This window comes from Methanobacterium congolense (genome assembly GCF_900095295.1).
GTDB lineage: Archaea > Methanobacteriota > Methanobacteria > Methanobacteriales > Methanobacteriaceae > Methanobacterium_C > Methanobacterium_C congolense.
Genome location: NZ_LT607756.1, coordinates 862,334 through 878,443 on the forward strand (window position 1 = coordinate 862,334; position 16,110 = coordinate 878,443).

At 37.3% G+C, this 16,110-nt stretch carries 10 protein-coding genes and 1 tRNA gene; 2 read left to right on the plus strand and 9 right to left on the minus strand.

What is annotated here, in order from left to right; translation table 11 throughout:
- Positions 1 to 284 precede the first annotated feature (284 nt).
- Positions 285 to 713 carry a nucleotidyltransferase domain-containing protein gene (locus tag MCBB_RS04135; protein WP_084789760.1) on the plus strand — a complete coding sequence of 143 codons (429 nt, stop codon included), beginning with the start codon at positions 285 to 287 and terminating at the stop codon, positions 711 to 713.
- 130 nt (positions 714 to 843) lie between these two features.
- On the opposite strand, the gene MCBB_RS04140 is transcribed toward MCBB_RS04135, so the two are convergent.
- From MCBB_RS04140 to MCBB_RS04180, 9 genes are all read right to left on the minus strand, one after another.
- Positions 844 to 926: transfer RNA gene (locus MCBB_RS04140), tRNA-Leu, on the minus strand.
- A gap of 137 nt (positions 927 to 1,063) precedes the next feature.
- Positions 1,064 to 3,748: an AAA family ATPase gene (locus MCBB_RS04145; RefSeq protein ID WP_071906576.1), complete on the minus strand. Its 2,685-nt coding sequence runs from the start codon at positions 3,746 to 3,748 to the stop codon at positions 1,064 to 1,066.
- Complete coding sequence (locus MCBB_RS04150) at positions 3,745 to 4,902, minus strand: metallophosphoesterase family protein (RefSeq protein WP_071906577.1); 1,158 nt, start codon at positions 4,900 to 4,902, stop codon at positions 3,745 to 3,747. The genes MCBB_RS04145 and MCBB_RS04150 overlap by 4 nt, the downstream gene beginning before the upstream one ends.
- A gap of 228 nt (positions 4,903 to 5,130) precedes the next feature.
- A complete protein-coding gene (locus MCBB_RS04155; protein WP_071906578.1) occupies positions 5,131 to 6,285 on the minus strand; it encodes a 4a-hydroxytetrahydrobiopterin dehydratase in 1,155 nt (384 codons plus the stop codon).
- Between the two features lie 13 nt (positions 6,286 to 6,298).
- The gene (locus MCBB_RS04160) at positions 6,299 to 8,812 is read right to left on the minus strand and encodes a DEAD/DEAH box helicase family protein (RefSeq protein ID WP_071906579.1); all 2,514 of its coding nucleotides are present in this window, start codon (positions 8,810 to 8,812) and stop codon (positions 6,299 to 6,301) included.
- Entirely contained in the window at positions 8,805 to 10,697 is a 1,893-nt protein-coding gene (locus MCBB_RS04165) for a tetratricopeptide repeat protein (protein WP_071906580.1), read from the minus strand. Before MCBB_RS04165 ends, MCBB_RS04160 begins: the two co-directional genes overlap by 8 nt.
- A gap of 137 nt (positions 10,698 to 10,834) precedes the next feature.
- Complete coding sequence (locus tag MCBB_RS04170; protein WP_071906581.1) at positions 10,835 to 11,293, minus strand: DUF6884 domain-containing protein; 459 nt, start codon at positions 11,291 to 11,293, stop codon at positions 10,835 to 10,837.
- A gap of 2 nt (positions 11,294 to 11,295) precedes the next feature.
- Positions 11,296 to 13,176 carry a DUF2357 domain-containing protein gene (locus MCBB_RS04175; RefSeq protein WP_071906582.1) on the minus strand — a complete coding sequence of 627 codons (1,881 nt, stop codon included), beginning with the start codon at positions 13,174 to 13,176 and terminating at the stop codon, positions 11,296 to 11,298.
- A 12-nt stretch (positions 13,177 to 13,188) separates the two neighbouring features.
- Positions 13,189 to 15,459, minus strand: coding sequence for an MrcB family domain-containing protein (locus MCBB_RS04180; protein ID WP_071906583.1), 2,271 nt, complete (start codon positions 15,457 to 15,459; stop codon positions 13,189 to 13,191).
- Positions 15,460 to 15,565: 106 nt separating this feature from the next.
- Here MCBB_RS04180 and MCBB_RS04185 point away from each other — a divergent pair, with 106 nt between their 5' ends.
- Positions 15,566 to 16,105, plus strand: coding sequence for a hypothetical protein (locus MCBB_RS04185; RefSeq protein WP_071906584.1), 540 nt, complete (start codon positions 15,566 to 15,568; stop codon positions 16,103 to 16,105).
- Positions 16,106 to 16,110 lie beyond the last annotated feature (5 nt).

Below are 16,110 nucleotides of genomic sequence, written 5' to 3' on the forward strand. Positions count from 1 at the left end.
CACAGAACCGAATAGGATGATCCTTTCCACCTCAGGGTAATGGAGTTTTCTTGAAAATTCACGGGCCAGTTTCAGTTTATCCATCTAACTCACCACTTCCATGGCATTAATTATGTTTCTTTTATTAAAAATATTCTTGGATAGGGTTCAAAAATCAATTGTTAGAAGAGGTTAATGGGTTTAAAGGATCAAATTTTGATGGGTTCGTGAAAGTTCTTTGTTTTTAAGTAAAGAACTTAATCTTGTGATACCAAATTTAAAAGTAGAACTGAAAGGAGCATGACATGCAGAATATTAAAAGATACAGAATTACAGATATCCAGAGGAAAAAGGTAGTGGGTACAATTCGTTCTGTTCTAATGGGAAAGAATGAGATTCTTTTTGCTTACATTCATGGATCTTTTCTGCAGAACCAATTCAGGGATGTTGACCTGGCTATTTACCTAGATGAGGATATCACTAAGAAGGAAGCTCTGCACTTTGAACTTTCTCTGGAACGAGAACTTGAGGAATCTTCTTGTTTTCCAGCAGATGTTAGAACATTGAACTACTCTCCATTATCCTTCAAATTCAATTCCTTTAAGGATGGAAATCTTTTGATGAGTCGGGATGAAGTCTTAAGAAGTGATTTTGAATCTTTAACCATGAACGAGTACCATGATTTCAATTTTTACAGGAAAAGATACATGAAAGAGGTTTTTGGCCTTGATTGATGTAAATTGGTTGACAAAAACTTCATAATTATTTTCAGCTATTTTTAAAATCAGTAAAATTTTGATGTGATCGTTTTAAAATTATTGAAATTTATTTTAGAATAAATCCTTTTTGAGAAAAAGTTTCAAATGCGGGGTCAGGGATTCGAACCCTGGTAGGTCTGCACCAGCAGGTCTTGAGCCTGCCCCCTTTGGCCACTCGGGTAACCCCGCCTAGAATATAATGTATTGACATCTTTATGATTTAAACTTATTCCTTATTAACAAAATCTTTAAAAATAATTCAAAATAGTATTGGGGAGGAAATTTAGGAGGTTTCAGCTCCAAATCTCCTCATGTAATGTATTACTCTAAAGATTTTCCATGGATATGAACCTAGCATCACTGAGTGCGTTGTACTTATCAACATCACAGGTAACAACGAAGACCTGCATATCCCTGGCACTCTCCTCAAGCACATCCAGAGCATGGTGCATCCTTAATGGATCCGTGTTAACAAGGGGATCGTCAAGCACCACCAGCTGCCTATCCTCCTTACTCAAAAGTCTTCCCAGTGCAAGTCTAAATATACACCATATCTGTTCCTGGGTACCAAATGAAAGTGCATCAAGTAATGCCTCAGCTTCACGACCTTCAGGTGTTACAGAACATGGTTTCAACTTATTATCAAACTCCAAGGAGTACTTGGGACCCAATATCTTCTCAAGATCATCTGTCACGATTCTCTTGATTGGATCCGTTAGGGAAACGATGGTGTTCTCCTTGTAGTGCATGGTCAGATCGTAGAGAAGTTCAATGGCAGCTGTATCATTTTTCATATCTTCAAGGGTCTTCTCCTTCTCATTGATAGATTCCTCAAGGATGTTCATGTCGGTGAAATCATGGGTGAGGTTATTGAGGTCAGACTCCATACGGACATGTGAAAGTTCCAAATCCTTAACATCCTCTTCCAACCGTGTTACTCTGTTTTCAGAGTTACTGTAATCTTTTGTGGGCTTTTCTTCCTTCTCTTCCATTTCATCCTGATAGATCTTTAGTGTTCTTTCCTTTCTTTCAAGTTTCATGGAGATATCGTTCTGTTGGGCTTCAATGGAATCAACTGTAATTCCATCTTCCTCTAAACTTCTTAAACGTTCACGGTATTTTTCAATGAACTCTTGGTTACTTTTTACCCTGTTTTCCATCTGAGATATGTACTTGTCAGTTGCAGTGTACTGATCTTGAAGCTCTTTCAGTTTAGATTGAAGTTTGCTCTCATTATCCTTAAGGAAGACTTCCTTTTCTTCAATTTTGTTGATCTTTTCTGATAGTAAATCTGCAAGATCATTTTTGTCCCCATCCATACAGTTCTTGAAGGGTGAATCATCTGGAATCTTACTCCAGTTACGCTGGATCTTAGCTTCGAGTTCTGCAACATCCCTCACAAGTGAATCCATACCACCTTTTTTAGCCAGATCCTTCTTGATTTGATCGATCCTAATTTTTAAACCCTTTTTAGTGTTTAAAAGTTCTCTCAAGGGTTCCAATTCTGTTTCATTGTAGGGTGCTGTTAAACTGGCACATTTAATTTCCATATCCTCAAGTTCAGATTTCAGGAGCTTAACATCCTCATTTCCACTTTTAATTTCAAAACTACCATTTTCCAGTTCTATTCTAACGGATTGATAGGCATTCCACTTCCTATCTTCTCTGTCTAATGTGAATTCTTCCCCGTCGAGGTATATTGAACCATCTAACTCTCCTGAAGCATGGATGTTCAGGCCAATAGCATCTAATTTGGTCCTGGTGTCCCTTATACTGTTTTTGAGGGTTTCAATTTCATCCAGCTGGGATCTTGAAGGTGCATTGATGGATCTGTACTGTTCCTCCTTGGATTCAAGTTCCTCCTTAAGGCCATTCATTTCCTTAAGCATGGAACCTTTATCCTCAAGCTGAATTTCCCTCAAAACTGTACTGTGGGCTATGCTCGCCGTTGTTTTTTCTTCTGAAAACTCTTCCATGGTGGATTTAAGATCTTCAACTTCTTCTTTAACCTGTTTTATACTAGATTCAGCTTTCAATAGCTCTGATTCTTGTAGTTTTTTATCTTTTTCTAAGGAATCATTTTTAGATTCCAGATCATCTATCTCTTCACTTGTATGGGTGATGTCGTTGATTTTTTCCTTCAGGGTGTTGTAATGTGTGTTGAGATTTTCAACTTCACCAGCTAACCTTTCCCTTTCTTCTTTATGGTTTCTGGCTTCTTCAATGGTTTTTTGAAGATCCGAAAGTTCTTCACGCGCTTCCTTTAAGGTCAATGTCTTCTTGTTCTTCATGAACTCGTTGTCTTCGAGGTTACGCATGAGTTCATCCTTTCTGTGGAGTTTCTCCCTGGATTTTTGGAGTTCTTCTTTTTCCTCTTTCAAGGATTCTTCTAACTTTAACAGGGGAGATTGTTTTCTATCCTTCCTTGTTGCTGTGTAGTACTCTGAAAATCTTTCATTCAGTACCTCAAGAATTCTCTTCTCTTCCCCAGACTCTATCGATGCACCGATCATGCGTTGCAGGGATGAAAAGGTTTCACTGTTGAGTTCATCACTGATTATGGGTTCTCCCTGAACCATCCAGAGGCACTGGCTTACACCCCAGAACTGGGGTTTGGTATCACCTGTTCGAGGCAGCTCACCACCTGTGATACTTGCAACAGCCCTATCTGCAGCATCCCCCTCGGATAAACGTTCCCAACCATTCATGTTCCACTTCTCAAGGGCACTCATTGGCTGGATGAACCTTTTGGTTACCTTGTAGCGGTCCCCATTATTTCTAAAGGTTACCATGGCCTGAGGTGCCAGTTGGGAATCGAAGGGGATGATGGCTTTGATGTTTTTGGATCTGCTTGAGTGTTTGGAGAAGAGAATGGTTCTCAGGGATTCCATGAGGGTGGTTTTACCACTTTCATTGGGGCCATGTATAACATTCAAACCATCCTGGAACTGGATCTCCACAGGATCCCTGAACTTCTTCCAGTTCTCAAGGATTATACTTTCCACGATCATTGTGAAACCTCCTTAACCATCTGATAAAGCATTAAAGACGCTCTTTTAAGAACTTCGGGACTGGCGTTCTGCACACTCTCCAGGTCCTTTACGTCCCTAAAGATGGCTTCAGCATCCTCAGCTGATATACCTGAAAGCTCCTGGGTCTTGGGATGGTACTTCATAAGGGCCATCAAAGCTTGGAATGTCTTTGGAACGTAGGAACCCTCGGGTATCATGGCCTGGAACTCCAGCATGTTGGGCTTCAAATAGAGATCATCCATGTTGAGGTTGAAAAAGAATAAATCATTGGCTTTGAAGTTTTCAAGGTAATCGAAGGAATCCTGACCAACAACACCCCTCAACTTGAGGTTTAAAACCAGATTTTCCTGGTTCTCTAAACTTGTTTCAAGGCTTTTTATATCTTCTAAACCGTTGATATTTGATTCCATCTGCTCCCATCTGAGCTTACCCACATGTGATGGTTTGATTATGGGTTTTTCACCCCTCTCAAGGTCAACCATCACTGCATTACCACTGTTGTTTTCACCAAATTTGGTTGTTTCAGGAGTTCCAGGGTAAAGGGTTTTTTCTTCATACTGGAAGAGTGAATGCCATTCACCAAGTGCCAGGTAATCAAGATCTGCAGTATCAGCCCTCTTTGGATTGATTGGGAAGTTAGACTCATCTGTGAAACCTGGTATCTGGAGGTTTCCATGGGCAAGTCCAATTGAGATCTTGTTGTCCTCCCTTTCTATCCCTGCTGTGGGATCCTCCTTGGACTGTTTCTGCTTCACAGGACATGGATAAAGTGTAACATCACCTGGAAGGTTCACAGGTTCAGCCTCCTTTAATATGTGGATGTTACCAGCTGCATCCCACACAGGGTTGTTGTAAGCTGAATCCCTTGTGAGTGGGTCATGGTTTCCAGGCAGTATGTAAACTGGTGTTCCAATACCTGATAGATTCTTGCATGTTTCATGGATCAAACTGGAATCAACTTCGTTGCCATCGAATAAGTCCCCAGCCACCAGTATAAAATCAACATCCTCCCCACTTTCCAACAACCTTCGAACAGTTTCCATCCGAATTTCACGAGCCAGGTCAGCTTTACCCCCTAACCTGGAGTATTTAATTCCCAAATGCCAATCTGCAGTGTGTAAAAACCTCACCATATTTATGAATCCTCCCTTTTGAAAGTTTCATGTTATTATTATTGCTGTTTGCAGATTGTATTAACTGTTATTTAATGGTTATTATTTGAGTTTGGGGAGGTTTGTAAATTTTAAGCAGAGTTGAATTTTTTTAATGGGCTATTTTAAGTGTTCTAATAAAATTAAAAAATAGAATTTAAGGGTTTATCTTTTTTTAAAAAGTAAAAACAAGTTATATTCTAAAAAAAATCATCCAAAATCTTTTTTAGTGATTATATAAGATTTTTTAACAGCTTCAAGCACTTTCTCAAGATCCTCCTCTTTCTGGAGGTAAATAGCTCCCCACTGAGGATCACCCTTCATTTTTTCCAACTCTTTTATTCCTTTGCTGCCTTGATATAAGTAAAATCTGACTCTGTATGGACTTGCAAAGTGAGCTGAAAAGAACATCTTTTTAGGAGAACTGAAGGATTTACCGCCCTTGATATTTTTACTTCTAATATCTGTACTTATATAATCCAAATGTTTTTCAAAGTCATTAAATAAACTTTTTACCATAGATTCCACAATATTAAGAGATTTAATTGCTTCATCTCTAACTTTACGGTCTGGATCTTTTTTAGATAACTCCTTGAGGGTGTTCACAGTTTCTTCATCGTACCATTTAGATACAGCTCTGGCAGCTCTCCAACGAACTTTGCTCTCCCCATCTGAAAGAGCTTTTTTTATGGATATGCCAGCTTTTTCACTTCCAATCTCACTTAAGGCTTCTATTGCCATTTCACGCTGGTGATAATTTTTCGATTCCATGATGGAAATTAGATCATCCTCTGAAGCTTCCCCAATTTCCACAAGAGCCTCCTTTGCAGCCCATCTGAACTCTGGATCAACAAAACCCAAAATTCGAATCAAAGGTTTAATTGCCTTTTCATTCCCTATTTTACCTAGGGATCTGGCAGAAGCCCTCTGAACGAATCTGTCATCATCATCTAATGCTTTTATTAATAAATTTACAGCTCTTTCATCTCTTAGGTTACCTAACCTTCCAGCAGCTTTTCTTTTTTCAAAATCAGATCCATTTTTGAGCATGTCCATATTGTCTAGAACTTCTGCATCGTTGTTGGATTCAAGTGAATCTATTCTTTCAGCTAGTTTGAAGTCTAGATCTGTAATGCCCTGTGTGTCATGGGTGTATATGTTCAAGATCACTGTTCCGTATGAGATCTGCACGTCTGGATGGTGTTGAATTTCATCAGCAATTTCCCCTACCTTGGTAACGAATTCTAAAGCTTCTTTAAAGTTTTCAAACTCAAAAACCTTTTCTAATTTTGGGGTATTTAATTTCCAGTTTCCATTTAAAGATGCAACTTTAATTTCCATTTCGTTTTTGGTTAGATCTTGCAATATTGCCCCCCCTTCAAACTACGATTATCTTTTTAAGTTCATCTAAACCCCAATATTCTCTATTATCACTAATTTTATTGGTCAAACCTTCTAAATAAGGCCTTAACCATTTAGGATCGTTACCGGGATATAATTCAACTCTCCATTCACCATTTGAATCCCTATTAAGAGTTTTTACGGCACTGGCACAGTAAAACATGTTGAAGATTCTTTTGATGTATTTATTCCAAGTTTCATCATCTTTGATGTGACTTCGTGGAGGATTGAAGTATCTCAACGTTTCTGGGGCTTTTGTTAGAGGTGTTAATTTGGTTCTAAAATCAATTTCCAGAGTGTTTTTAGTGGTGTTACAGTATCTGCAGAGGGTTTGCAAGTTGTCTATTGAATTGTTTCCTCCGAAGTAACGTGGATTGATATGATCCACTTCCAGAAGTTTTTTCTTTTCTTCTCCACAGCAAAGACAACTTGGATACTTTTTCTTCACTTCTCTTTTGGTTTCATCATCTAACTCATCGTCACCCTTATTTCCAGTGCCGTATACATCATCAGATATCTCTTTCTTTAATTCGTTCATTCTGCGCACACATGCATAAAACTGGTTAATAAATGAGTCGTAGTTTGGATAAATTGTGTCCCAGTATCTATCCTCCCTATTAAATTCGAGTTTTAATTTATCATCAACCTCAAAGAGCTGTAGGTTTTGGTATTTTCGAGCGAGTTTATCCATGTCATGATTTTTTCTCTCTTCAAACTCGAAAAATGGAGGTCTTTCTTTTTCCTGACCCATGTGACAGGCAACATTAAAGAGATTACTACTTATATTGTCATCCAAACTATTTTCAAGATCGAAGAAGGTTTCAGCCCATTCACCTAAAATTTCAGATTTTGAATCGAAACTGTTCTCCTCACTCTCAAATTCAGACAGATCTATTGACTCAAGATAGCCCATGAAATTAGCATAGGATTCTTTTTCATCCTCAAAAACCATTACAAGCCTACTTGTTTCTTCGTAATCATCCTGATTCTGAGATTGAACGTAAAACTTCGTTTGATACCATCCAATTGGAACGTTCTTTAAAAAAGGGCCAACTTCAATACCTTTATTCTGAAACATCAATCTTGATAAACGTCTGACAAGATCGATTGAAATTAAGTCCAATGGAGCTCTAATGGGAATAGGAGTATCAATAGGAATAATCTCTCCTCCAAGAGGATCCCATTCTGCCCAGTTGATCTTTTGATTCCAATTATCCACAAAGGAGACTATGTAAGCTAAATCTGTTCCACCAAACTTAGGACCTCTGAGGGCCCTTCCAATCATTTGAGTTAAAAGAATTTTACTGGTGGTTTGTCTCGTTAAAAAGACTGTGTTTACATCTGGAACATCAGTACCCTCAGTTAACATGCGTATATTAACCAGAACGTCCAGTTCATCATTTCTGAATTTATTCAAGACCTTGGCGTTTGCATCTCCACCACCAATGATCCTACCTGTACCAGTTTGATGAACATGGCTGAACATGGTGCCTGCCCTTATTCCTTCTTTGCGTAAAAATTCACATAGTTGGACACATTGGCTCCATCTATCTGCAAAGATAAGTGTTTTGCCGTATTTGTCCTTATTTTTAGCATATGCTTGTGCAATGAACTGGTTTCGACTCCTATTTTGTGCTAGTTGATCGATTATGTTTTCAGGTAGATCCCTGTAGGTGTTAACCCACTTCTTGTACTCCCGCTCATCGAAGTCTGGTTCAACATCTGTGTGAGAGTCCTCAAATAATGGTTTTGCAAGTATGCTTTGAGCCATCAAATCATTCAAAGTAACCTGATAAAGAATGTCCTGTGGGAATAGTTCCTTTAACCATCCCTTTTTCTTATCATCAGTGTAAGTTGGTGTTGCTGTAAGTCCTAAAAGGTACATCTGTGAAAACTGCTCCCTCAAATTAAGGATGAGGTTACGATAACTTGGAGCTGGAGAATGGTGAGCTTCATCGAAGATTACAAAGAGTTTATCACCTGCAGATTCTAAAAATTTCATCAAATGAGGTTGTTTTCGTTTGTAACCACTACTTACGGTTTGTAAGGTACTTATAATCACATCATCATCGGGTTCAATCTGTTGGATATTGAAATGTTCCTGTGTTCCAGAAACAACCCTGACGTTGAGTTTTTCCCTAGGCTCCTGGATGTAACCTACTTCAAAACCTCTGCTCTGATCTATTTCACGAGGTCCAAAGCTGTAATATGCTTGTTCAAGTAAATGGTGAGTATGTGCTAACCAAAGAACTTTATAACCCTTGGATAATGGTCCTTGACATAAAAACCTCACAGCAGTGAATGTTTTACCACCACCTGTAGGTAGAACCAATATTCCACCCTTGTTACCTGGGATGTCCTTGTCAAGCCAGTTCATAAGGTTTGTTTCTGCTTCTACTTGATGTGCTGCCAAATTTATTTTGGAAGGTTTCTTTCTAGCCTTTATCAGGTCGTACTTTCTGTAAAAATCGCTTTCACTTTCTTTAACCATTCAAGTCACTATCCTCAATTTTTTTCAGTTCTAACCTTGCATGAGTGTTAAGTGGATCCAGCTCTAAAGCTCTCTTCAAACAATTCATACCTTCATCAATATTATTTTCCATGAGAATGGATCCTTTGTTAGACCATACCTCAGAAGAGTCTGGATTAAGTTTTAAAGATTTATTAAAACAGTTTAAAGCATCTTCAGCCCTATCTAAACATCTGAGTATCATTCCCTGAACATTCCATATATCATAATGCTCTGGGTTGATCTTAACGGCATTTTCACAGAACTTAAGGGCTTCCTGGTACTTTCCTTTGATTCCAAGTATGTTTGCTATTTCTAGAATGGCTTTAACATTTTCAGGGTCCAGTTGAAGTACCTTATCATAGTAGAGATGAGACTCTGCAAATTTTTCCGTCATTTTAAGTATCTCTGCCTTTCCAAGCCATGTTAATGGATTTTCTGGATCCATCTCTATTGCAAATTCCAGACTTTCAAGGGCATTTGCATACTCTCCCTCTTCCATGAGGATCTCACCCTTGAGTAACCATGCTTTTGGAAAATGGGATTTCATCTCAAGGAGATTGTTCAAAACTCCCAAAGCTTTTTCACGGTTATTTTGTGCTTTGAAATGTTTAGCTTGACTGTACAAAACCTCAACATTCTTTGGATCGATTTGAAGAGCTTTTTCAAGGGATTCCTCGGCTTTTTCAGGTTCAACCATCTCCTGAACTTTGGATTTACAGATCCATGCTTCCGCTGAAAGGGGTGATAATTCAATTGCACTCTCAAAGGCTTCCAATGATCTTTTATACTCATTCAACTTGAACAAAACATTTCCCAGGTTGTAAAATGATTCATAATGATTCTTATCTAATTCAACACACTTTTTGTAGGATAAAACTGCTTCTGATAACTTTTTATCCTTTACAAGGGTTGATCCGTGGTAGTACCATGAGTCAGCGTCTTTTGGATTTAATTTAAGGATCCTTTCATAGGTTTGTCTTGCCCTTGAGTAGTTTCCCATAGCTTTCTGGCATTTGGCCTGTGATCGAAGTGCATCAAGGTTCTCTGGTTCAACTTTCAGTATCTCCTGAAAGATACTCAAAGCACCTTCATGATCCTTCAATGTCAAGAGATTAAATCCTTTATCAAGAAGAACAGGGAGATTAAAAGGATCTTTATCTAAAATTTCATCAAAACAGTTATTAGATTCATCTATTTTATTCAATATTCTAAAACATATTCCTTTACGATGAAGGGCGTTAATACAATTTGAATCAATATCTAAAACTTTATTGTAACAATGTATAGCAGAAAATAAGTTACTTATATTCTCGAATATTTCACCCTTATGGTAGTGTGCCTTGGGGCAGGTTGGATCCAATTTTGTGACCTTATCCAGATACTTAAGAGATTCTGGATAATTTCCATATTCAAAACAGGCTAAACCCCTTTTATAATAGTTTTTAACTTCAGAATCATCTGTAGTTTCATCTTCGTTGAGTAACTGGTTGATCTTCTTAAGTTGGGATGGATTTTTCCTCTGAATGATACCTTTTAAGATCTTCCAGCTTACAGGGTTTAACTCCACAATCCCCTTTCTGAAACCTTTGATCCCCTTTTCAAAGAATTTTTCCCCTTTAAGATCCTGAAAACTTGGAGGATTTTCAAATTTAATCCTATCCTCCTTTCTAAGGGTTAACTTACCGTAACTACTATCTTTTAACTTGTAGATGTACTCAATTGTACTATGGGGGCTGGACTTGTACACTAAAACAATATCCCCTGGATCTGGTCTGTCATTTTTAATTAGTTTAACGAGTTCATCTTCCTCTTCTAAACTAAACCAATCTAAAACCTTAGTTGTTACCAGTATCCATTTTTTCAACTGAAACCCCACCTACATCTAGTCCCATTTCAAGATCCCTTAAAGAATTTTATAAATAAGTCTATATTTTAACTTAGCATATAAAGGTTGTACATTTAATCCTAATTAAATTGAATCTTTAAGAAGATGGTATAATCCTACAAGGGAACATTCCTTTTAATAGCTTCATTAAGCTCCTGCATCATGAAACCCATTCCCTTACATTTACTGAGTGGATTGTAAATATGTTTATCTGTAAAAATATCATTAACCATCTTAGTATAGTTTTTACCACCTAAAACAACAATATCATCATATTTATAGAGTTTTTGTGTTGAATCAGCAGCTTTTAATTCATCAAGACTTATAGGATTGGACTTTTTGTTGTTGAAGCTCACGTTGTAGGGGCCAGGTACGATATCCTCTGGAAAGAGAAAGCCATACTTGGCTGAAAGTATGCACCAAGATTCTGGATAAAACTTCTCAGCATATTCACGACATTTACCTGCAAAGGACCCAATGTAAACATTTTTAGCCATTGTTGGTCCAATTTCTGGTTCTTTATCCCAAATCTTTTTACTTCCACAGGGCACTATACAAATTGTGTTCTCACTCATGGTTATCTCTCCAAAATATTTTTTAAAATAGCTTTTATGAATAAAAGTAGATTCTCCTCTTCAACACCATCCTTACCTGGAGTTAGAGGGAAGGCACCAACAGAAGGAAGTGGCTTGGAGGAGATCTCATTAAATATCCTTTCCTCATCTCCAGGGTACAAAACGTAGGCCCCCTCAGTGAAGAGTATGGCATCCTTGTAGGTGTGCATCTTGTAAACATCTCCATACTTATACTTACGTGAGATCTGTTCCTCAGCATCCCTCTCATTTACCAGTTCTTCTTCAGCTTCGTAAATTTCATCTGATGGAAGGTTTGAGCCAATTTTCTCATAAAAATCAAGAACCCTCCCCTCAGACTTGTACTTGGCATCGAAATGAACGAAATAAGTTTCACCCTCAAATTCTATGAAGATAGTATAATCTGGCCTAAAAGGTAATGAATAAGATTTATATTTGGTGTTTTGAGAGAATAGACGATTGTACATGAGATTCAATGTTATTTCCCTATCATTGAATTTGATGTTAAATTTTTGAAGAGAATCACGACCCTTTTTAACTTTTATGGACCATTTATCCTTACTGATCTTGTAGATATCAGTGTAAACCAATTTTTGATTACTTAACTTGTTTAAAACTTTTATAAGCTTGAAGTAACACCAATACTCATAGAGTTCACTTAATTTACGCTCATATCCCTTGATACGATCCTCTACCTCATCCCACTGGAGTCTGAAGGAAAATTCGAATTGGATGAAGTACTTAAATATGTCTCTGTAACCTTCCCTTTTCTGTATAACTTGTGAATTTAGGGGTAAATAGTTGAGTTTACCAACATTTCTCACCCATTTTTCAGACAAATAATCTTGAACTATTCTTTGATACTTGTAAAGCTCATCAAGAACGTAACCTTCATCTTTAATCTTTAAAAGTTGTACTATAAGATCTTCTATCAGTTTGTCCAGTAACTCCAAGAAGTACTTGAGAAAACGATTCTCAGGAGTGTCTATGGTTTCATGATAATACAGTTGGGTTATTGTATCAGGAACGTATCCCTTTAAACTACTTGGCCAATCCTTTGGTGTGTCATCAGATTTAAAAAGGTGCTCTGGTCTTGATATTACATCTAACATCTCTGAAGGTCCTAAATTTGATGCAAAACTTGCAGGAACAACCTCCACGTAACTTTCCAAGAGACTGTACATGTTCCTCTTGATGTACTCGTAGGCTGTAGGAAGGTTTTCAAGTCTGAATAAATACTCCAAGAACATGAAATCTTCATACAATGTTTCTTTAGGTTTTCTGTGAAATTCAAGGTATTGGGCTAGGGGAGAATCCATTTCGTAGATCATGCCCGAGGCAACTTCCGACAGATCCCCAATCATGGCAGGGTAATGATCCAGGTAACCTATCTTCTTGGACCGGACCTCAAAGGGACAGGGAACAGATTCAACACCATCCATTTCAACATCGAAGAATGACTTTCCAACGTAACTGTGAAAATTGAGAATCCCTGCACATTTGTAGCTCTTATCAGAACTGATCTTGAACCTTAACTCCTCAAAGATTTTGGCTTTACCCTGTTGAATGGTTTTTAAAACTTTGGGTTCATCTTCAAATTGGATTTGGGTTTCAAATAACACTTGATACTTGGTTTCTTCAAGGAGCATTAACTTAGAAAGACCATTGAACTCATTGTTGGAGTGGTACTGAATGGGTGTTTCATCGTCTGGTTTTTCAACTAGGGGAACATTCGCAAGGGTTAAAAATCCCTTTTTAAAGGTTTCTCCATTTTTTAAACCATTTGTAATGGCACTTATGGTTAAAAGACCTAATTCATTCCCTTTTTTATCCTGAAGATGTATAAGAACTCTCTGTTCCACCATTAAAAAAGTCCCCTAATTTATGAATGAAACGTATCTCTGCTCGTAGAGTACCTTATCCATCTCCTGGATCTTCAAGGCAGATGAAAGATATTTCACGTTTTTATCTGATTTCAGATCTCCGAAGTAGCGGGGTGAAGGTTCCACAGCCTCGGTGTAACAGAGTTCAAAGAGCTCCATTAAAACATTCTCAAGAACCCTCTGGGACCCATGTAACTTAGGTAACATCTTCTGTTTGATCTGAGCATCGAAGTAACGCATCCAATTATCCCAAATCTCTGGTCTACCCTCGTAGATCCAAGCAACATACATGAAACGTAATATTTCATCGATTACCCTGAAACCAAAATCAAAACCTGCCTTTCCAAGGACTTCCTGGAAGTTGTTGACTTCATCTGCAAGTACATCCCAAAGGTAGTCTCCTCCCTCAATTTTAACATCCTCTAATTCCTCTTTTAATTGTGAGAGTTTACAATCTCTGATTTCAAGGTTAGAGAGTGGATCTTCAAGGTACTCACTGTTACCTGTTAACTGGTACTCACCATAATCATTCAACATGTAACTTTTAGCAGGGGAAGTTGAAAATTCGATGGTGTTAGCCCTATCCAAAACCTTAGGACTGAACATGTAGGTTGTTTCATCCACGTTAACCGTACCAACCACTAATAGGTTACCTGGTATTTTCAACTCATTGGGAACGTTATTGTCCTCGTTTGAATGTAATGGTATGGCCTCTTGACTTTCCATGGATGATAAAAAGTCAGCGAAGTATCTTTCAACATGTGAAAGGTTCATCTCATCCAGAATTAGGAAATGTGGAATTTGGGAATTCTTTGAAGCTTCTGTGATTAAGGTTAAGGCTGTGGTTTCTTGGTAGTTCTTGGTGATTATGTTGTAGAAACCAAGTAAATGTCTGTTTTCAGTCCAGTTTGCACCTACAGGGACGATGTTGTAGTTTGAGAGCTGATATCTGGCAAAGAGTTGAGCTAATTTGGTTTTACCAGTACCAGAGTTACCAGTTAAAATAACGAATGGTTTCACCTTCAAGGATAGTAAGAAGTTTTCAACTATCTTTGGATCGAAGAAGTAACCTGATTCAACTAAAAATTCATAGAATGATGCAGATGGAAGTTTTTCAAGTTCATTGTCTTCATTAGATGGGGTTTCTTCGATTTTAGGTCCATTTTTCATTCTATCGATCATCAAAACAAAATCTCTGACTTTTTCAGGTAGCACAGGATCATCTAATCTACCAATTACAACAACGTCAGTTTTTCTATCTCCATCTTGAACTGAAGTCCATTCTCCTTCATAATTTTCTTCAAAAAACACCTTAGAAAAGTTTCCACCAAGTTTACCTCTGTGAATCACGTAGATATTCTCGGATTCATCCTTTGCAAAGGCTCCTGCCACCGATCTTCTAATTCCCCTTAGTGGGAAATTTATTTCACATATAATTGTATGGCCTGAATCTTCTTCAGGTTCTTCGACTCCAAAACCATTCCAATACCTGCTCGTTTCAATCTTTCTTGAACATAACCAAATCCCAAGTTTGTTTGACCAATAGAAATTTCCTTCTTCCTGGCCGCCTTGAAAACCAGCTTTACCACTAACAATTTTATCAGTAGCGTTTTTGAAAATTTCAACAAATTTCTTCTGACTTTCTGCTATTTCACTTTCATTTTCGATTATTTTCAGAGGTTCATCTTCTGAAACGAGTAAATCGTACATATTTAAAACTTCTTTTAAGTCTGATTCAAGCTTTTCTTCTGATGGTAAATTGTTTAAACTGTAATATTTTGCATAGATGTTACCTGCTTCGTAGAAAGGTGCATTTGGGGAATTTTCCACTTCTAAGTCTATTGATTCTAAAAAATTATCAGATACTTGTATTAAACCATTTAATTTGTCCCTAAAATTTTTTGATTTTGTATTTAAAATTTCATTAGCCCTTCTATTTCCATATTTGTTCTTTAAATCAGTAGCACCTTGATTGAGTGAAAGATAAACACCACTCATATCTTCTTTAAACAAATAAACAGGATAAAATCCTGATTGAGCGCTTGTGGTTATTCTTTTATCAAATATTGCAACCCAGGGGGAGTATGTCCAATTACCCTGACCTGCTGAACCAGTTATCTTGTACTTGTTGGGTTCATCTATAATTTCCTTAAGGTCATTTGGAAAATTAATCCGTAATACTTTGGCCATAGGATGTCCAGTGAAATTTTCATTCCTAGCTCTTTTATAATTATTCAAAACCTGTTCAATATCTTCCTTTAACATAAAACGTCCCTTCAAGATTAAAATCAAACCTATGTATAGAATTAATTCATTATTAATTACTTAAAACTTTTTATAATCTGAAATAAAAACTAGATCTGTGATAGAAATGGTGAAAACTGAAGAATTTGTCAATCAGATCTACGGTGTCATATCAGAAACCTTCAAAACAGAAACGATCCATCTAAAGGGAAATAATGGGGTTAACAACATAGTTTTGTTCGATGAACCTGAATTGATCCCTGTAGAAAAGAGTAGGTACCGGATAGCTTATCTTACTATGGCAGTTTTTAATGGCGAGAAATTGATTTTGATCGTTGAGGCAATTATTAAAGCACCTACACCACCTAAAGAAATCGTTGGACCAATTCCAGTGTGCATGATAACCAGAAAAATCATCATCAACAAGAAAAATGGACAAAACTTGGAGTACTCCTTGACAGATAAAAATTCTAAGTTCCTGCTTTTAGTCGTAGTTCCAGATCAAGGTGAAGGTAGTCCAAAGAGTGATCAGATCTCCGATTTGAATGAAAAGTTCAAGGGAGTTTTAGATTTGGATAGTGAATATTCAAACCTTGAAGATTTTGCTATATGTGAGATTAGTGATATTAAACTAGTTTTAAAAAAGTTACTAAAAGATAATCTTTAATCAAA